Raw genomic sequence first — 19533 nt, 5'->3', positions numbered from 1 at the left:
GAGAGGTAATAATAAATGGATAAGAAAACAATTTACTTTATATGTACTGGTAATTCTTGTCGTAGTCAAATGGCTGAGGGCTGGGGAAGAGAAATACTCGGCGAAGAATGGAATGTTTACTCAGCAGGTATCGAAACGCATGGCGTAAATCCTAAGGCGATAGAAGCTATGAAAGAAGTGGATATTGACATATCAAACCATACTTCTGATTTAATTGATAATAAAATTTTAAGACAATCAGACCTAGTTGTTACACTTTGTAGTGATGCTGATGAGAATTGTCCAGTCATCCCGCCTAATGTAAAAAAAGAACATTGGGGCTTTGATGACCCGGCAGGTAAATCTTGGTCAGAATTTCAACGTGTAAGAGATGAAATAGGTCAAAAGATCAAGCAATTTTATGATAATTAAGTTAATATAAAATTCAAAAACAGAGGATAAGCATTGTTATATGTGCTTATCCTCTGTTTTATATAATGATATTTGCTGCTTACCTTTTTCTGTTAGTTCTGCATATATTGTTGTGCCACATATAGGAAAACACCCATTGTAGAATAACTCTATATTTTTTGCTAAATCTTGCCTCGCTATGCTTTCAAGTGCTAATAAAAAATTTTTTCGCTTACATCTAAAGTTTTAAAATCTACACTTTATTCTTCTCTAATCGATAACAGTACATTATACACTAAATCTTGTTTTAACAACGTTCATCACCTCTTATTTATCTAGATGACGATACAAGGTTGCTCTACTTATATTTGTCTGTTCTTTTATCTCATCTAAAGTGTATTTTTTGCTCATATACATCTCAATAGCATCTCTAAGGTTATTATCATCGCGTTTGGGTCTACCTAAAGTTTTTCCTTTTTTTGCGTAATTTTCTAATCCTGCTCGTGTTCTAAATTTAACGATGTCACTTTGAAAGTCTGTAATATTATGTAATATTTCTAGAAATTCCCCTTTGATATCTTTATAAATATATCGATTTAAATTGATTACATATAAAGATATTTCCTCTTGTGAAAGATAATCTAATATATCTACTAAATGCTTCGTAGAATCTGCAAGTATACATAAATCCGTAATATATAACTTATCACCCGTCACTAGTTTCTTGCTTAAAAGAACATCTAATTCATTTCTATTTTTATTATTAGCATGAATTTCTTCAACAATTTCATTTGTATGGGTTTCGATTTTCTTTTTTTGTTCGTTTTTGAGACTAGAATTTTATGCCCTACTTACTTCTTTTATTTTCATTCAAATATTTGCTTGCATGATGAGTCGAAAATGGTTATAATATATTCAAATAAATATTTGAATGAAGATGGGATGATAATATGAAAAAGAAAGATACTTGTGAAATTTTTTGTTATGACGAAGAAAAGGTTAATCGAATACAAGGGGATTTACAAACAGTTGATATTTCTGGTGTTAGCCAAATGTTAAAGGCTATTGCCGATGAAAATAGAGCAAAAATTACTTACGCTCTGTGTCAGGATGAAGAGTTGTGTGTTTGTGATATAGCAAATATCTTAGGTATTACGATAGCAAATGCATCTCATCATTTACGTACGCTTTATAAGCAAGGGGTGGTCAACTTTAGAAAAGAAGGAAAACTAGCTTTCTATTCTTTAGATGATGAACATATCAGGCAGATAATGATGATCGCCCTAGCACATAAGAAAGAAGTGAAGGTCAATGTCTGAACAAAAGGTTAAACTAATGGAAGAAGAAATGAACGTCTATCGGGTCCAAGGATTTTCATGTGCAAATTGTGCAGGAAAGTTTGAGAAAAATGTTAAAAAGATTCCAGGCGTTCAGGACGCAAAAGTAAATTTTGGAGCTTCAAAAATTGATGTCTTCGGCAGTGCAACTGTTGAAGAACTAGAAAAGGCTGGTGCTTTTGAAAATCTTAAAGTGGCACCAGAGAAACCTAAAAGACGGGTAGAACCTGTGGTAATTAAAGATAAAAACGTTTACCGTGTGGAAGGATTTTCCTGCGCAAATTGTGCGGGGAAGTTTGAAAAAAATGTAAAACAAATAGCTGGAGTTGAGGATGCAAAAGTAAACTTTGGCGCTTCTAAAATTGATGTATATGGAAATGCATCGGTTGAAGAACTTGAAAAAGCAGGTGCTTTTGAGAATCTAAAAGTATCTCCTGAAAAACTAGCGAATCAAACGATACAAAGGGTTAAAGATGACACTAAGGCTCATAAAGAAGAGAAAACACCATTTTATAAAAAACATAGTACATTGCTGTTTGCCACACTACTAATTGCTTTTGGTTACCTTTCTCACTTTGTAAATGGAGAAGATAACCTCGTAACTTCCATGTTATTTGTAGGTTCTATTGTAATTGGCGGATATTCATTATTTAAAGTCGGTTTTCAAAATTTGATACGCTTTGATTTCGACATGAAAACCCTGATGACCGTTGCCGTTATTGGAGCTGCCATTATTGGTGAATGGGCAGAGGCATCTATTGTTGTTATTCTCTTTGCAATCAGTGAAGCACTTGAACGCTTCTCTATGGACAGAGCAAGACAATCCATACGTTCATTGATGGATATCGCCCCAAAAGAAGCACTAGTTAGACGAAATGGTCAGGAAATAATAATCCATGTGGACGATATCGCTGTGGGTGATATCATGATTGTCAAACCAGGGGAGAAAATTGCCATGGATGGAATCATTGTGAATGGCTTGTCGGCTGTCAATCAGGCAGCTATAACAGGAGAATCTGTTCCCGTCTCCAAAGCGGTAGATGACGAAGTATTTGCAGGTACGCTTAACGAAGAGGGACTAATTGAAGTAAAAATCACCAAATACGTAGAAGATACAACCATTGCCAAGATTATTCATCTTGTTGAAGAAGCACAAGGGGAGCGTGCTCCAGCCCAAGCATTCGTTGATAAATTTGCGAAATACTACACTCCGATCATTATGGTTATTGCAGCCTTGGTTGCAGTCGTTCCACCCCTATTCTTTGGTGGCAGTTGGGATACATGGGTTTATCAAGGATTAGCAGTTCTTGTAGTTGGATGTCCTTGTGCATTAGTTATTTCTACTCCAATCTCGATTGTCTCGGCAATTGGAAATGCAGCGAAAAAAGGTGTGTTGGTTAAAGGTGGTGTCTATCTCGAGAAATTAGGAGCCATTAAGACAGTCGCATTTGATAAAACAGGAACACTGACAAAAGGTGTACCAGTGGTAACAGATTTTGAAGTATTAAATGACCAAGTGGAAGAAAAAGAGCTATTCTCTACCATTACAGCTTTAGAATATCGTTCACAACATCCACTTGCTTCAGCAATAATGAAAAAGGCAGAGCAAGATAATATCCCTTATTCTAATGTACAAGTGGAAGAATTCACTTCGATTACTGGGCGAGGTATAAAAGGGATTGTAAACGGAACTACTTACTATATTGGAAGCCCAAAACTTTTCAAGGAATTAAATGTTTCCGATTTTAGCCTTGGGTTTGAAAACAATGTGAAAATCCTACAAAACCAAGGAAAAACAGCCATGATTATTGGAACGGAAAAAACAATTCTCGGCGTAATTGCCGTTGCAGATGAGGTTCGTGAAACAAGTAAAAATGTGATTCAAAAACTTCATCAGTTAGGTATCAAGCAAACAATTATGCTGACAGGTGATAATCAAGGTACTGCAAATGCAATCGGTACACATGTAGGCGTTTCTGATATTCAGTCTGAATTGATGCCACAGGATAAATTAGATTATATTAAAAAAATGCAATCGGAGTATGATAATGTAGCTATGATTGGCGATGGCGTTAATGATGCTCCAGCACTTGCTGCATCTACTGTTGGAATTGCAATGGGCGGTGCTGGAACGGATACTGCAATTGAAACAGCTGATATTGCATTAATGGGAGATGATTTAAGTAAGCTTCCATTTGCAGTAAGACTCAGTCGAAAAACTTTAAATATCATTAAAGCTAACATCACTTTTGCTATCGGAATTAAAATAATTGCCTTACTATTAGTTATCCCGGGATGGTTAACCCTTTGGATAGCGATTCTTTCCGATATGGGAGCTACTATTTTGGTAGCATTAAATAGTTTACGACTGATGAGAGTGAAGGATAAATAGGTAGAAAACAGAATAGTAAGGTCACGCTGTGCGCAATTCAAGGGGGGCTTTTCAATTTGAAGAAAAGTCCTACCCCTAAAATATAAAATATTGGAGATGGAAAAAATTGAGAAATATGAACGTTGGATTGTACCTATTGTATTCATTGGGTTAGGGATTTATATATTGTTTGAAAATGGTACATTTAACGCTTTATTCTCATTTCTTTAACAATCGGAACGCTTTCTCTAATAAGAATCAGCGCTCGTTTGACATATAAGACCGCCTTTTGGGAGTCACGATAGAAGTCCAATTTCTTAATTTTAGAACTGAGAAATTGGACTTCTATATACCTCCTGACTCTAACCTTATTAACTTGTAATGCAAAATAACGATTAAAATAGGTGCAAAATAACTCCTAAAGTGACAAGCTAAGCATATCAATACATATATAATGTCTATTTAGGGTCTACCCTAATCGAACAATGAAAAGTGCTTGTAAAATGCTGTTTCTATTTGTATGATTAGGGTGTATGAAAATAGGAGGGTAAAAATGATTGTTGGTTATGCAAGAGTTTCAACTATTGATCAAAATTTAGACAGACAAATTGAAAATCTTCAGTCCTTTGGTGCTGAAAAAATATTTACTGAAAAACAATCAGGTAAATCTATAGAAAATAGGCCTACTTTTCAAGAAACGCTAAGTTTTGTACGTATGGGAGATCGTTTAATTGTAGAGTCTATTGATCGTCTAGGCCGGAATTATGATGAGATTATTCAAACTGTTAACTATTTAAAAGAAAAAGAAGTCCAATTGATGATTACAAGCTTGCCTATGATGAATGAAGCAATTGGAAATCCATTGTTAGATAAGTTCATGAAAGATTTAATTATTCAAATTTTAGCAATGATTTCAGAACAAGAAAGAAATGAAAGTAAGCGTAGGCAAGCACAGGGTATTAAAGTGGCGAAAGAAAAAGGCATCTATAAAGGTAGACCTGTACTTTATGCACCAAATGCAAAAGATCCTCAAAAACGTTTGGTCTATTACCGAGTTATAGAAATGTTAGATCAAGGAATTTCTATTAGTAAGATTGCGAAAGAAGTAGATATTACAAGACAGACTGTTTATAGAATTAAAAAGGAACAAGCATAATAGTGTAATTATGCTTGTTCCTTTTTAACTCTATATAAGATATTTGAAATGATAAATCTATGAAATGTATTATTTATTTATTTTTTAATATTAAATGATAGAACGTAAACACTATTCTTGATCACTTAATAATTTTCCTCCAGAACCCACGTTATCTAAGTTGTTTTCTTTTAAAATAACATAATATCCTTCTTTAGGGATTCCAGTAATACGTGAAGCAGTTTCTGTTAATTCCTCAACTAATTGCTTTTTTTGATCTTTTGTTAAATCTAGTGTTTCTAGTTTTAAAATTGGCATAATAGTCAACCTCTTTTCTAAATAAATTCTTTTTTTATTTTATCTTTATAATTAATAAAAACAACTATGACAATGGTAAATATAAAGGTTATATTAATTAATATAAAGCTATTTAATATAGACGTTAATACAACACATATAATTATTACCATAGTGTTCAATTTAACCTTGGTAGAGTTTAAAATATTACTATAATGCTTAGTATTAAAAAGTAATAGAATTAAATATATTACAAAAGAAATAATATATAAATAATGGTAGTTAAATGAAGAAAAATGATTTTGCTGTATTTCTTCATTCATAACTAAAAACATTATATCTATAAAGTATAGAAGGAATAAATGTATATATAAAGTGAAAAAACCTGTTCTTCTTTTTTCTTCTTTTTCTGTGTATTTATAGTGCAAGGTATATAAAATAAATAGAGATACCAATAACACAAACATTACTATATACACTGGTTTTAATGAGAAAACACTAATATCACTTGCAATAAATATTAAACCTTCACCAAACATCAATATTACAAATAAACTTAATCGTTCACTCAAATGATCAAAATAAACTGGGTATCTTTTTGCTTGCTTTTGAAAGAACAAAGGTACTATAGATGCTACTGTTACAGCAATTAAAAATATTAAAACATTTGAGCTATCATTAATGAATAAAGCAAAAATTGAAATTAAAGATGCTAATATAAGACTTAATACATATGGTAAAATGAGTCTTATATCAAACCTTTCTTTATTAATAATATAGTTTAATATATATTGCGTAGCAATACTTAAAAATAGAAATATTGTAATTAGAACACCGGGTGTGAAAGTTGATTGAAAATCTGAATTAATAGCCTTTGAAAGTAATATTATTAAAAACATATCAATAAATACAAATGCATATTGATACCATTTCTTATTAAAAAATCTATTAACTAATAATGTTCTATATACCCATATAGCTACAAAGATAAGAAAAAGCATAAAATTTTTAAGTAAACTTTCAATTGATAAAATACCATCCGTCATGTGCTCGGTAGCTTGATTAACTTGAGAAAGTATTGAAACAAAAATCAAATCAAAAAATAATTCTGACATACTAACTTCTTTTTTACTCATATTGTACTCCTAATGATATTTTATTTACCATTCTTGATTTGTAGGTCTAACAATAAGTTCATTAACAGCGACATTAGAAGGCTCATTTATTGCAAATGCTATAGCTCTAGCCATATCATTAGGTTCTATTGTGGTTTCATATACAGAAGATACATTACCTTCTACATCCGAATCAGTAATCGTTTGAGTTAAATTAGTATTAGTAGCTCCAGGACAAATAATAGTAGCTCTAATATTACTATTTTGAGATGATTCCTCCATACGTAATCCCTCTGTAATAGCTCTTACAGCAAATTTTGTTCCACTATATACTGCACTACCAGGAGTAACTAAGTGTCCAGCTACAGAAGATATATTTATGATATGACCAGAATTTTGATTTCTCATTCCAGAAATAACTGAATAAATACCGTTTAAAACACCTTTAATATTTACATCAATCATTGAGTTCCATTCATCTATCTTCTTATTATGCATTAAAGATAATGGCATAACTCCAGCATTATTAATTAAGACGTCTATTCTTCCATAATTATCAATGGCAAACTGTGCTAATTCATTTACTTCTTTAATATTTGTCACATCTGTTTGTTTATATTTAACTTCATTACTATCTTGTGACAATTCCTTTGAAATTTCTTTTAACTTTTCATTGTTTCTTGCTGCTAATACTAATTTTGCGCCCTGTTGTGCTAATGATGTGGCGGTTGCTTTTCCTATACCACTTGATGCGCCCGTTATAAGGATTACTTTATCTTTTATATTATTCATATTATACGCCTCCATTAATTAAATATATAATTAATGATAAACCTTGAACTGTACTTTAGGTCAAATAAGGCAATCCTTGTTTATAATATCTGTACTAACATTACGTGATAATTCATCATAAACACCTAATTTATAGTTAATCTGATCTAGACAATCTAACTTGCTTTTAATTTCATTTTTTATACTTTCCTTGTGTTCACTTAAAATTTCACGTCTTTTTTCTATCGTAGAATGCCCTTGATTAAATAAAAAAACATAATGCTTTATATCCTCAATCCCCATATCTGTTGCCCTTAACAATTTAATAAATTTCAACCATTCTATATTTTCATCGGTATACGTACGATTTCCATTCTTGTCTCTTTTCACAATAGGTAATATACCTTCCTTTTCATAATACCTCATTGCTGAACTATTAATTCCCACTATTTTTTCAACATCTTGAGTATAGTACATTAATCATCACCCTCTTTAAAGTTACTTTAACAAAAACATTCGAAATATTACAATATTAATATATGAAATTAATTTTAATATGAAGCTGAAAATGACAGTTAAAGTGAAAAAGAAATAAAGTTGAACTTATTTCTTTTTTGACACAAATCTTCTTAACCATAAATTAAGAGAATTTTCTTGAACATTTAAGTATATAAACTTGTGTTATAATCAATGTATCATAAATATCGAAAGTCATGAGTTTTTAGACGATGAGAGACGCGTTTATTTGCATCGAGAATTATATTTCGTTAATAAGTACCCATAAAACGATTAAAAGAGGTGGTATTCAAATGGCTAAAATTGGTTATGCACGTGTATCAACACAAGATCAAAGTCTTGATGGACAGATTGATACACTTGAGGAATATGGTTGCGAACGTATCTTTAGCGAGAAAGCGAGTGGTCGCAAAACGAAAAGAACGGAACTTGATAAGTGTTTGGATTATTTACGAGAAGGAGACATTCTAGTTATCTATAAACTAGATCGTCTTGGACGTACAACGAAACAATTAATTGAGTTATCTCAGTGGTTGGATGAAAACAGCATTGATTTACATATTATAGATATGAATGTATCAACAAAAGATGCGATGGGCAAGATGTTCTTTACCATGATGAGTGCATTCGCTGAACTCGAAGCTAATTTACTAAGTGAACGTACTAAAAAAGGATTAGAAGCTGCAAGAGCAAGAGGTAGAAAAGGTGGACGACCATCTTTACCAGATCACAAGAAAAGGGAAATTAAATTCTTATATGATGAACAGAAGCTTACAGGTGAAGAAATTGCTGAACAAACTAGAGTAAGTAGATCGACTGTTTACAGGGTTATTAAAGAAATATAAATATCATAGATTTTATCAAATTAGTCTTTTGCATTCCTATACCTTATGGTTTTATAATATAATTAATAAGTAGAGTGTCTATAAGATAAACACCGAGCCCGATAACTATGTCAGTAGTCATCGGGCTTTTTTTGGTGTATTTACTATGTCGTCTTATTATTTATTACATTATTAAAAATTAGTACAATCTCACATATACTGTAGCAATATAAACTATTTTAATTTGTTGCTATATCTTTGCTCGTTTTGATAATAAATAAAACAAGTAAAGTCAGACAAACAGAACCAACAAGTGTCGGAATTATAAAGAACATGCCTGCCGAATTTGATAATGCATTGCCTGAAGAATTTAACATTGTTAGACCAATGAATGCACCAATTACTGCTGAAATCAAACTAATAATAAGATTAGTAATTTTATTGTTAGTTAACCAGATTGAAAATACCACGCCAACGATTACACCTATTACTATTGTAATGATAAAATCCATAAAACCCCTCCAGTAATGTAATATTTCAAACTGCGTTAATATTAAGTAACTCCTAACTTGATAGAAAAACATAATAAATATCCTACTTACAAACTCAAATAACCTCAAAAGAAGTATGTTAAACACGTAAAATTAAAATTTTGACTTAAACAAAAGTTTATTTTCCAATTTAAATAATAAAAAAATGACCCACACCCTGAATACGTCTTGCTCAAAAAAAGAAGTTAAATCATTCGAATAAGTAATTGTTTTACGTATAAACTTTCACATTTACAAAGATTTATGATTTATACATACGAATACAGGGGATAAAATAAGTGTATATCAAATAATAAGGAGGGTTTTTTATGTCAAGATACGTTTTTCAATCGCCAAGTAGATATATACAAGGAAAAGGAGAAATAAAAAGTTTAGCCAATGAAGTTAATAAATTAGGTGATACACCCTTGATTATTTCAGATAGTTTAGTTTGGTCACTAACAAATAAAGACATAAATGAGAGTTTTGAATCTAACGAGATTAGTTACAAATACGAAGAATTTAATGGGGAAGCCTCTGAAAATGAAATAGCAAGACTTAGCCAAATAGCCAAAGAAAATAACATAAATGTGATTGTTGGCGTTGGAGGAGGAAAGACATTAGATACAGCAAAAGCAATTTCTGATGATCTTAATTCCCCTGTTATTATTGTCCCAACAACTGCTTCTACAGATGCGCCTACGAGTGCTTTGTCAGTTATCTATTCAGATGAAGGTGTTTTTACGGGTTACAGATTTTACTATAAAAACCCAAATGTAGTATTAGCAGATTCACAAATTATAGTCCAAGCACCAGTCAAATTGTTTGCGGCGGGCATGAGCGATGCTTTAGCTACTTTAGTAGAAGTTAAAGCAACTTTAAACCGTAGAGGGAAAACTATGGTGGATGGAAAACCAACATTAGCTTCTTTAGCCATTGCTGAAAAAGCAGAAGAAACAATATTTAAATACGGTAAAAGCGCCTATTTTTCTGCAACACAAGGTATTGTAACACCTCAAGTGGAGTCTATTATCGAAGCAAACACTTTACTCTCAGGACTTGGTTTTGAAAACGGTGGACTTGCTGCAGCCCATGCAATACACAATGGGTTTACAGCTTTATCAGGAGATATCCATAAACTTGGACACGGCGAAAAAGTGGCGTATGGGACTCTCGTTCAAATGGTTTTAGAAAATAGACCTTATGAAGAAATTAAAAAATATATTGATTTTTATAAATTCTTAGAAATGCCAACAAATTTAAATAATATGCATTTACACGACGTTTCTTTTGAGGATTTAGTAAAAGTGGGAGAATTAGCAAAAGATCCTAATGACACTTTCTCTAATTTAAGTGACGAATTCACTGCTGAAGACGTAGCGCAAGCTATACTAGCAGTGAATGAATTAAGTGGAGGCAAAACTAAGTAAATTGCTCTTTATTTAGACTACGTATATATTTATTCTTATTTTGCATTTCTCTCCACTATGATGTTATAATTTAGATAACAAATATGTGTTGAACATGGTAAACACCGAGCCCGATAACTACTGGAATAGTTATCGGGCTCTTTTTGGTGTTATTACTATGTCGTCGCTTAATTATTTATCACGATTATTCAACCAATATGAAAACAACGTGATTATAACCCCCACTATAATAGGAGCTACTATAGATACAAATATGATGCTGAACATGGTGTCACCTCCTTCCATGCTAAACCAGCACAGAAGTAGAACGACGACTTCCCTATTATACCATCTGTTAATCTGCAAGCATATGCACTTCCGATAAGTTGAATTATGTTTGATTATTCATCGTTTAACCACTTAAGTAAAACTAAACTAATTATCAATAAAATCACCAAAAATAAACATGTTTTTACCAGTAGCCCAGAAGCTTTCCTATTCTTATTTTCCAATTCTTCAATCCTTTGAAGATAAATATCCATATCTTCTCTAGACCCTGAGTCATCGTATAACACAATTGATTCATTTTTATTTTTCATATTTCAACCCCTTTTTCCGATTTATGTACTGATTTTTATAGAAACAGAATCTAATTTTTCTAAAGATGCCCACTATTTTACTACAATTGATTTACATCTAAATCTACCAATTCTTCTAGTTCATCTTCTTCATTACTTTTCTTTCTGGATTGTTTAATATTTTCTTGCTTAATTGCTTCTCGAATTTCCTTTTTTCGTTCTTCACTCGGATTTCTCAATAATTTTCCATTATCGTACTTGATAGATTCCATATCATTTATTTTGTTATTAAAAGGTATCGGAGGAGTACCACCCAAATCATTAATGTATCTAATAAGTGCTTCTCGTATATGCGCAGTTTTGGTACCTTTAGGAACATTTTCTAAAAAATCAAAGATTTGGGGATAATCTTTTTTTTTAATTTTTAGAAGATGATTAGTTTCTTGTTTGCTCAAAGCAATCAACCTCTTGTTCTACCTTATCTTTCAGTAGTTCCCCCAATTTTTCGTAACCACGTACATTACTAAGCTGACTGTTTTCAACCTTTTCAAAAACATCAGGATAATAATAACTCAATGAATCAAAATGAATAGCTGAACCGCCACCAGTCACTATAATTCTGTCTATAGAATTAATATTACCTACCACTGTTTCAAATCTACTCATAACTTCCTGTATAATTTTTTCTTGTTCTTCTATAAAATAATCCACAAAATCAACTGTTAGTCTCGAATTCACCTTACATTGCTTATACTCCATCCCCTCTTCGATCATTCTTGGTGTTATTGAAGCACCATCAGCTTCTTTACTAACATGTGTAGCAATACGCTTATAAAAATCAATCATACCTTTATTAATAACAAAACTTTCTTCCTCTACACGTTTTAGGTTTTGATATGTATCTATTATTGTTGTCCCACTACCAAAATCTAAAACACTATACTTACCTTCTGTGAAAGATTTAAAGACTTTTCCATTTTCCATATGTAAATCTAATAAAGTTCCCATAGGTTGTGCGATGATTTTAATATCTTGAACATTAACTACTTTAGTTATACCATCTATTGTTATAGACCTATTTCTCCTTAATATTTCCTCAAATTGAGCCTGGCTTTTAGAATCTATTTCGTTACTAGGCATACCTGTTGCGATGACAACATCTATCTCTTCTTCAGGTAGTTCCCTTGCAAGTAAACCGATGGAGCATTCAACTAAATCTTCAAAAGATTGGTATATGTATCTATTATTAGTTGATGCAGTATCTTTACCCGTGCTTGTTGTCTTATCTAAGTCTTTACCAAATAATATTATATTTTCATAATCGTCGTTAATAACAAATTCACTAACCTCTATTTCACTATTAATAAAACCCTCTAATTGTTTATCGGTATTTGATTTATAACCAATGCGCGAGGGGATTACAAAATTTTCATCATTAATTCTTCCTTTTACAAAACCATTTCCAAAATCTAAAGCCATTACATGAATATTTGCCATTTTTAATAAAACCTCCATCAAGAAAATTTACAATATAAATACTTATACACCTTTATATACTTTTTTATACTTTTATAAACATATTTTTTGTTTCATCCTTGATTTTATTTAATATAAAATATTATATTCATATAATATTTTCGTTCAGGTAACTATTTTAGAATCTATATTATTTTATAAATACACTCTCTTATTGTTAGGAAAATTCTTCACTTAATAATACATCTCTTATCAAATAAAAAAACCCACCTAATAAATAGGTAGATTTTCCGGAAGTATTTCATTTTTATTTATATTGTTTGAATAAATTTTGATTAAATTCGGTATTATCCATAGCCCCCTCAAACATCTCTTTGTTTACTCCATAACCATATATATTTGTATCATGCCCGACATGTGAATCTGAAGTCCATCCTGTATTACTTCTTTCATTTACTGGTTTGGTTAAGGCTTTTTCTAACGTGTTTTGCTCTTTATAATCTTCATCTTTGTCTGATTTCATTTCTTGAGCAGCTTTTTTAATTTTTTCTATTTCTAATTCTTTTAATTTAAAACCATACCCCTCTTTTATTACTTTATCAATATTTTCACCTTTTAGTATCTCTTCTTCCATATGTCTAGCCGAATGATTCATTTCTTTAATAGCTTCTGGATGAAAACTTTGTTTTCCTTTTGTTCCCATCGTTAATCCTCCTGTGGCATGATCTCCTGTTGTTACAACTAAAGTATTCTTGTCTTTCTTGGCAAACTCTATAGCTTCTTTATATGCTTCCTCGAAATCCTCCATCTCTGACATCACACCAGTCGCATCATTTGGATGGGCTGCTTTATCTATTTGTGATCCTTCCACCATTAAAAAGAATCCTTTGTCATTTTTATTCATTTTTTGTATTGCTGATGAAGTCATGTCTTTTAGCGATGGTGTATCAGTTTTTCTATCTATTGCATATGGTAGAGTTTCATCTGCAAATGTACCTAAAATTTGCTTTCCATCAGATTCATTTAAACCTTTTTTATCTGTTATAATATCGTAACCGTCTTCTTTGAATTTTTGATCTAGATTCCTATTCTTTTCTCCAAAATATTTAGCTCCCCCACCTAATAATACATCTATTTTATGTTTTCCATTGATTTTTTCATTATAATAATCTTTAGCGATTTCATTTTTATTATCTCTATTTGTTTCATGTGCTCCAAAAGCCGCTGGGGTAGCATCTGTAAGGTCTGAAGTAACAACGAGACCTGTTGATTTTTCATTTTTTTTAGCATACTCTAACACAGATTCTAATTCTTTTTTATTATTATCAACTGACACAGCACCATTATATGTCTTTTCTCCAGTTGCCATAGCAGTTCCAGCTGCAGCAGAATCAGTAATATTCTCCTCTTCTGTATTCTCAGGATCTGTTGACATTTGACCTAACAAATTACTATCAAATGCTGTTCTTTCAATTTTTGATGTTTCTGGATTGTCCTTATAATGACGATAAGCACTATTAAATTCGGGACCCATACCATCACCTACTAAAACAATGACGTTCTTTGGCTTATCTTTATCTTTTCCCGACTCTCCAGCATATGTATTACTAGTCAAAGCTGTTGAAATTACTAACGAAGCTACTAAAGTCTTTTTGATATTTAACATGTATTTTACTCCTTAAAAATGTGATTTATTAAACTTATCATCTGTATGTAAATAGGATGTTTATTTTATTTTAAGAAAATGTAAAAAACCCTTCCAGTTAATTAACTGAAAGGGTTTAAAGAAAATAGCACTTATAAACAAAATTTCTTTTACTATTTTTCATTATATTTTTTAAACAACAGGACAGCATTATGTCCGCCAAAACCAAGACTGTTACTCATAGCATACGTAACATTTAAATTCTCATATTCATTAGCAACCAAGTTAATATCGCAATCTAAATCAGGTTTTGTAGCATTGATAGTTGGAGGAATCTTACTATCTCTAATAGATAAAATAGAAAATATTGCCTCAATAGCTCCAGTAGCACCAAATGAATGCCCCATCATCGACTTAGTAGAGCTTACTTTTAAAGATTTAAAGGCTTCACCGAAAACTTTTTTTATAGCTTGTACCTCTGTAAAATCTCCCAATGGAGTACTTGTACCGTGAGCATTTAAGTATTGAATATCTTTAGCTTCTATTTGTGCATCTTCTATTGCTGCTTGTATTGCACGAGCACCTCCTTCTCCTTCAATAGCTGGAGCTGTAATGTGATAGCTATCCCCTGTTGACCCATAACCAACAACTTCCGCATAAATTTTAGCGTTTCTTGATTGTGCTGACTTTAGAGATTCAATAACTAAAATACCTGCTCCTTCTCCTATAACAAAACCATCTCTTTCCTTCTGAAAAGGGCGGCATGCAGTTTCAGCATCATTATTTATGGATAAAGCATGACTTGCACTAAAACCAGCAATACCAATTTCGGTAATTGGCGCTTCTGTCCCACCAGTAACCATAGCGTCAGCATCCCCACGTTGAATAATCCTAAATGCTTCACCGATGGAGTTTGTACCTGTAGCACATGCAGTGACAGTAGCACCGTTTGGTCCTTTAATACCTAAATCAATTGAAACTTGCCCAGTCGCCATATCAGGTATAAGCATAGGTATACAAAAAGGACTCACACGTTTTGCACCTTTATACTTTAAAGTACTATAAGTTTTCTCTAAAGTTTCTACGCCCCCCATACCTGCACCAATCCATACGCCTATATTTTTTGCATTATGCTCGTTAATATTTAAATTAGAATCTTTAACAGCTTCTCGAGCTGCTACAACTGCATATTGTGTAAAACGGTCCATACGCCTAGATTCTTTCTTAGATATGTAATCATTTATATTAAATTCTTTCAATTCACCGGCTAAGTGTACATTATACGGTTGAGTATTAAATCGGGTTATTTTATCGATACCATTAACTCCATTTAATGTATTTATCCAAGTGGTCTTAGCATCATTACCTAGAGGCGTAAGGGCCCCGATACCTGTAACTACCACACGTTGATTTCCGTTCATAAAAATCCTCCTTACGAATTTTTAAAATATGTAAATTAATATTAAAACAACTTTCATTATAAATAATCCTCTAATATAATACATTAGAACTAAGTGAAATACAGATCTATAAGTTTTCCATAAACATTTGATAAAAATATATTTAAATATTTTATATCATATAAATACATACCCTGTTTAAAATTTTTATATTAATATATTAACTAAAAAGTATATTATGTAGAAAATCGAACTAAATATTCTAATAAGGTTGTGTTGCTAATAATCTCTGTATACGCTTATGTATGTGTTCTGTAATAAACTTTGACACACTAAAAACCCCCTATGGTTAGGAGGTTACAATGCTACTAGAAGTATCAGACATTCATTAATTTAAATGTCTTTTTTTAAATAATTAAAACTAATCCAGCTCTACGATATCTTTTCAATTTTTTATTATATATCTTTTATCATCATGATTAAATGAAGCTCTCCATATTAACCACTAATATATCCACTTCTGATAAGTTAAATTATGTAGTATCTGTATAACGATATAAAGGGAAATGTAAAATTACAGAAATGTTTTTTATGTGAGTAACTTTTTAAATTGACCAAAAAAACTCTATCTTCTTGTGGACTTTGAGTAAGGTTGTGAACTGACATATAACCCCTTTTTTTCTATCTCTTTGTCTAACAGGTGCTATATTGCTAATACATTTATAATATTTGTAAGTCTCGAGGAAATGAAGTTAATATTTCTACTTCACTGTTTTCATTAATATATACTTCATCTTCAATGCGTACGCCACCATAATTAGGAATATAAATTCCTGGTTCAATTGTAAAAAACAGACCAGATTGAGCGATATCTTCATTCTGTTCATGAATAGAAGGTGATTCATGAACATCAATACCCAAACCATGACCAACTCGATTATTAAAATATTTACCATAACCACTTTGCTTGATAACATTACGTGAAGCAATATCAAATTCTTTAAGGGGAACTCCTGATTTTACAGCATCGAGACCTGCTTGATTTGAGGCTTTGACAATGTTGTAAATGTTTTTTTGTTTTTCATCTGCTTCTCCAATGATGAAAGTGCGCGTAATGTCAGAACAGTAATTATTTTGCGTTATGACTCCAAAATCAATGAGTAAAAAGTCCCCATTTTTAAATTTTCGTTCACCTGGTGAGCCATGAGGTAAAGAAGCCTTTTCCCCTGATAATACTGTAGTTGCAAATGAAGGTCCCACTGCTCCATATTTTTTCATTAACAATTCTAATTGTCCTGTAAGTTCAAGTTCAGTCATCCCTATTTTCACTTCTTTAATACCATCTGATAATACTTTTTCAATAATATCAACTGCTTCTTGTAAGTACTGAATCTCTTGAAGAGATTTTATTAACCTCTGCTCATTAATCAGGGGACCAATATCAAAATAGGCGGATGATTTAAAGATGTTTTGGAACCCCTCATAACGCATGACACTTATATATTCTTTCTCAAAGTAGATTTTAGAATTTATCCCATTCATATGTAATTGGATTACTTGAAAAGGATCTTGTTCATCACTAATTGGTATGATTTCTTGGATGACCGACTCAGCAAGAGCTGCATCATTGTCTAATGTAGGGACAAAAAGTGTGTATTGTTCTGTTTTGAAATCAAATATCAACCCCATAAAACGTTCATGTGGATTTGAATTAAATCCAGTAAAATAAAAAACATTTGCAGGATCCATAATAATTGCTAAATCTGCTTCTTCTTCTTTTAATCGTGTTGTTAATGTTTTAATACGTTGAGTATAATTAATCATACTTGTCCTCCTCGAATTTCTTAAAATTACTTAATGTAAATATTTAACATGATATACTTTGTTTTTAATTTCAATAATTAAAGCGAAGAATTTTCTTTTAAAAAGTGTAAGTAAATAAATTTAATTAGTCCGAGAGGCCTTCCACAGCTTGTTAACATAATCTCGTCCTTCTTCGATACATTCATGGAATTCTATCGTCGCTTCGCGACGTTCTTGTAAAAGTTCATTTTGTACTGATTTCACTTTTTCAGCCAAACCTAATATTTTATAAGCAGCTATTTCTCCCTGCTTCATAGCTACCATGGCGCCTTCAATACCCGTTATATTTCCGGCTATATATAGATTTTTTATTTCGGTCTCCATAACATCATTGTGTAATGGGATAAACCCTCCTAAACTTTCTATATAGGTAAATGATACATCTAATAATCCAAGCAGCTCAGATAAAGGCGTTAAACCTCCAGACAAACATACAAAATCTATAGGGATAATCTCTTCTTTATTTGAGATTACGTTGCCATCTTTATCTACATTTTTTAATGTAATAGATTCTACTTTTTCTTTACCATTAATAGATACAACTGCTTTTTTTAAATGCACTGATGTATTAAAAAGCTTTATACCTTTTTTAGGAATAAGTTTAAAAGCTAAAGGTTGAATTTGGGGCATAGTTTTCAATAATTTCGTACCTAATTTTATAAAAAAGCTAGGCGCCATATGTGAGATATTCAATAATTTTTTAAATACATTTTGAGGAATAGCATCCTGTGCGTTTACTTCGTTGTGGTATGGCAGGGACATCACTTTAACTTCTATATTAGCCATGTGTAATTCAGATAGAATGGCACTACTTAAGACATTTATACCTATAATGGCTCCTTTATTACCTGGAGCTACACGCTGAACATTTGTTAGAACTTGTGCTGCCCCCACGGTCATAACGCCTGGTAATGTACTTCCGGGTAAAGCGGGCGTTAATTCTTGAGCGCCAGCACACACTAGTAAATATTTAGCTTTAAAATTACCACTAGTGGTATTAATATGATAATATTCTTTTGATTTTTCGATATTAGTAACGCTTGTGGATAATTTTACAGTTAAGTTAGGGTGGTGTAACACATCGGATAGTGTTTCTGCTTTTTCATATCCATTCCAAATTTCTCCGTTATTGTCCTCATAGAGTTGACCTATTAATCTCCCGCCTATACGATAATACTCGTCTAGTAATAATACTTTTTTTTCTTCCATGAGAATTCGCGCAGCGGATGCGCCAGCAGGACCCGCGCCTACTACAATTACATCAAACATGATTTTCACTCCATTCTTTCACATCATGAGGAAGGGATTGGCCACTTATCACAGACATTCCTTCTTGTACTGGTGTAAGACATGTTCTAATATTCTTTTTCCCATCAATCTCTGCTCGGCATTCAAAGCAATGTCCTATATTACAAAAAACACCTCTTGGGGAACTATCATCTTCATGATAACGAATTGTACGTATATCATTGGCTAGTAGGCAACTTGCTACACTTTCTCCAACATGACATGTTAGAGATTGGTGGTTGAAAAAAATTTCAACAGTTTCAGTTTCAATATTTTTCAATAAAGGATGGTTATAAATACGTTTAGTCATCCTCACCACCTCCTAACTCTCCAAATGTAACAGGACGCACGGGAGGTTGAACTTTCATTGTTGTAAATTCATCATTTATTTTTTTGTCTTTATTTATAATCCTATCGATATGATTTTTACATGTTCTCCCACCACAAAACCCCATACCTGCTCGCGTACGTAATTTAGTTTCTCTGACACTACTATCATATTTTTCTACTGTTTCTAGTATGTGTTTTAAAGTTACATTTTCACAACGACAAATCACGATATCTTCCATAACTTACACCTCATTTTCTA

21 protein-coding genes and 2 pseudogenes are annotated in these 19533 nt (G+C 31.9%); 7 read left to right on the top strand and 16 right to left on the bottom strand.

Translation table 11 applies throughout. The features are described 5' to 3' along the window. The first annotated feature begins 15 nt into the window (after nt 1–15). On the top strand, nt 16–411 hold the full coding sequence (arsC, locus tag LG295_RS13925) for an arsenate reductase (thioredoxin) (RefSeq protein WP_002509695.1): 396 nt from the start codon (nt 16–18) through the stop codon (nt 409–411). A gap of 306 nt (nt 412–717) precedes the next feature. Here arsC and LG295_RS13920 read toward each other — a convergent pair. Then, nucleotides 718–1215 (bottom strand): annotated as a pseudogene (locus LG295_RS13920) (recombinase family protein); the annotation flags it as partial. Nucleotides 1216–1340: 125 nt separating this feature from the next. On the opposite strand from LG295_RS13920, the gene cadC reads away from it, so the two are divergent. The 4 genes and pseudogenes from cadC (at nt 1341) to LG295_RS13900 (ending at nt 5254) form a co-directional block, all read left to right on the top strand. Beyond that, nucleotides 1341–1709: a Cd(II)/Pb(II)/Zn(II)-sensing metalloregulatory transcriptional repressor CadC gene (gene cadC / locus LG295_RS13915; RefSeq protein WP_002510811.1), complete on the top strand. Its 369-nt coding sequence runs from the start codon at nt 1341–1343 to the stop codon at nt 1707–1709. Further along, complete coding sequence (locus tag LG295_RS13910) at nt 1702–4119, top strand: cadmium-translocating P-type ATPase CadA (protein ID WP_019467776.1); 2418 nt, start codon at nt 1702–1704, stop codon at nt 4117–4119. Before cadC ends, LG295_RS13910 begins: the two co-directional genes overlap by 8 nt. Nucleotides 4120–4218: 99 nt before the next feature. Beyond that, nucleotides 4219–4329: pseudogene (locus LG295_RS13905) on the top strand (cadmium resistance transporter); the annotation flags it as partial. Nucleotides 4330–4651: 322 nt separating this feature from the next. Continuing rightward, on the top strand, nt 4652–5254 hold the full coding sequence (locus LG295_RS13900) for a recombinase family protein (protein ID WP_326000910.1): 603 nt from the start codon (nt 4652–4654) through the stop codon (nt 5252–5254). 111 nt (nt 5255–5365) lie between these two features. On the opposite strand, the gene dmpI is transcribed toward LG295_RS13900, so the two are convergent. The 4 genes from dmpI to LG295_RS13880 are packed head-to-tail and all read right to left on the bottom strand — an operon-like array spanning nt 5366 to nt 7893. Continuing rightward, nucleotides 5366–5551: a 4-oxalocrotonate tautomerase DmpI gene (gene dmpI / locus LG295_RS13895; RefSeq protein ID WP_069828390.1), complete on the bottom strand. Its 186-nt coding sequence runs from the start codon at nt 5549–5551 to the stop codon at nt 5366–5368. A gap of 17 nt (nt 5552–5568) precedes the next feature. Next, nucleotides 5569–6666: a low temperature requirement protein A gene (locus LG295_RS13890; protein WP_326027490.1), complete on the bottom strand. Its 1098-nt coding sequence runs from the start codon at nt 6664–6666 to the stop codon at nt 5569–5571. A 24-nt stretch (nt 6667–6690) separates the two neighbouring features. Further along, the gene (locus tag LG295_RS13885; protein WP_069828392.1) at nt 6691–7437 is read right to left on the bottom strand and encodes an SDR family oxidoreductase; all 747 of its coding nucleotides are present in this window, start codon (nt 7435–7437) and stop codon (nt 6691–6693) included. Between the two features lie 60 nt (nt 7438–7497). After that, on the bottom strand, nt 7498–7893 hold the full coding sequence (locus tag LG295_RS13880) for a MerR family transcriptional regulator (RefSeq protein ID WP_069819197.1): 396 nt from the start codon (nt 7891–7893) through the stop codon (nt 7498–7500). Between the two features lie 332 nt (nt 7894–8225). On the opposite strand from LG295_RS13880, the gene LG295_RS13875 reads away from it, so the two are divergent. Then, on the top strand, nt 8226–8777 hold the full coding sequence (locus tag LG295_RS13875) for a recombinase family protein (protein WP_069828360.1): 552 nt from the start codon (nt 8226–8228) through the stop codon (nt 8775–8777). A gap of 218 nt (nt 8778–8995) precedes the next feature. Here the strand turns inward: LG295_RS13875 and LG295_RS13870 are convergent, their stop codons facing one another. After that, nucleotides 8996–9268, bottom strand: a complete 273-nt coding sequence (locus LG295_RS13870) for a hypothetical protein (RefSeq protein ID WP_021340009.1) — start codon at nt 9266–9268, stop codon at nt 8996–8998. A gap of 347 nt (nt 9269–9615) precedes the next feature. Between LG295_RS13870 and LG295_RS13865 the strand changes: the two genes are divergently transcribed. Beyond that, the gene (locus LG295_RS13865) at nt 9616–10716 is read left to right on the top strand and encodes a glycerol dehydrogenase (protein WP_404476930.1); all 1101 of its coding nucleotides are present in this window, start codon (nt 9616–9618) and stop codon (nt 10714–10716) included. Nucleotides 10717–10887: 171 nt separating this feature from the next. On the opposite strand, the gene LG295_RS13860 is transcribed toward LG295_RS13865, so the two are convergent. The 10 genes from LG295_RS13860 to LG295_RS13815 all read right to left on the bottom strand — a co-directional run bounded on the left by LG295_RS13860 (nt 10888) and on the right by LG295_RS13815 (nt 19513). Further along, a complete protein-coding gene (locus LG295_RS13860) occupies nt 10888–10983 on the bottom strand; it encodes a type I toxin-antitoxin system Fst family toxin (RefSeq protein WP_021340007.1) in 96 nt (31 codons plus the stop codon). Between the two features lie 113 nt (nt 10984–11096). Then, on the bottom strand, nt 11097–11294 hold the full coding sequence (locus LG295_RS13855; protein WP_107380580.1) for a hypothetical protein: 198 nt from the start codon (nt 11292–11294) through the stop codon (nt 11097–11099). A gap of 80 nt (nt 11295–11374) precedes the next feature. Continuing rightward, a complete protein-coding gene (locus tag LG295_RS13850) occupies nt 11375–11728 on the bottom strand; it encodes a plasmid segregation protein ParR (protein WP_241966023.1) in 354 nt (117 codons plus the stop codon). After that, nucleotides 11709–12770, bottom strand: a complete 1062-nt coding sequence (locus LG295_RS13845) for a parM protein (protein WP_404476926.1) — start codon at nt 12768–12770, stop codon at nt 11709–11711. The genes LG295_RS13850 and LG295_RS13845 overlap by 20 nt, the downstream gene beginning before the upstream one ends. A 286-nt stretch (nt 12771–13056) precedes the next feature. Then, nucleotides 13057–14415 carry an alkaline phosphatase gene (locus LG295_RS13840; RefSeq protein ID WP_107558444.1) on the bottom strand — a complete coding sequence of 453 codons (1359 nt, stop codon included), beginning with the start codon at nt 14413–14415 and terminating at the stop codon, nt 13057–13059. Nucleotides 14416–14567: 152 nt separating this feature from the next. Then, on the bottom strand, nt 14568–15815 hold the full coding sequence (fabF, locus tag LG295_RS13835) for a beta-ketoacyl-ACP synthase II (protein WP_107551891.1): 1248 nt from the start codon (nt 15813–15815) through the stop codon (nt 14568–14570). Nucleotides 15816–16514: 699 nt separating this feature from the next. Continuing rightward, entirely contained in the window at nt 16515–17618 is a 1104-nt protein-coding gene (locus LG295_RS13830) for a M24 family metallopeptidase (RefSeq protein WP_404476981.1), read from the bottom strand. A 120-nt stretch (nt 17619–17738) separates the two neighbouring features. Further along, entirely contained in the window at nt 17739–18926 is a 1188-nt protein-coding gene (locus LG295_RS13825) for an NAD(P)/FAD-dependent oxidoreductase (protein ID WP_404476979.1), read from the bottom strand. Further along, nucleotides 18919–19254 carry a (2Fe-2S)-binding protein gene (locus LG295_RS13820; protein ID WP_404476976.1) on the bottom strand — a complete coding sequence of 112 codons (336 nt, stop codon included), beginning with the start codon at nt 19252–19254 and terminating at the stop codon, nt 18919–18921. Before LG295_RS13820 ends, LG295_RS13825 begins: the two co-directional genes overlap by 8 nt. Then, a complete protein-coding gene (locus tag LG295_RS13815) occupies nt 19247–19513 on the bottom strand; it encodes a (2Fe-2S)-binding protein (protein ID WP_171917087.1) in 267 nt (88 codons plus the stop codon). Before LG295_RS13815 ends, LG295_RS13820 begins: the two co-directional genes overlap by 8 nt. Nucleotides 19514–19533 lie beyond the last annotated feature (20 nt).

Source organism: Staphylococcus pseudoxylosus (assembly GCF_044794325.1).
GTDB lineage: Bacteria > Bacillota > Bacilli > Staphylococcales > Staphylococcaceae > Staphylococcus > Staphylococcus pseudoxylosus.
Note: the sequence above shows the minus strand (reverse complement) of the source record. Positions and strands in the feature narration are given on the sequence as shown.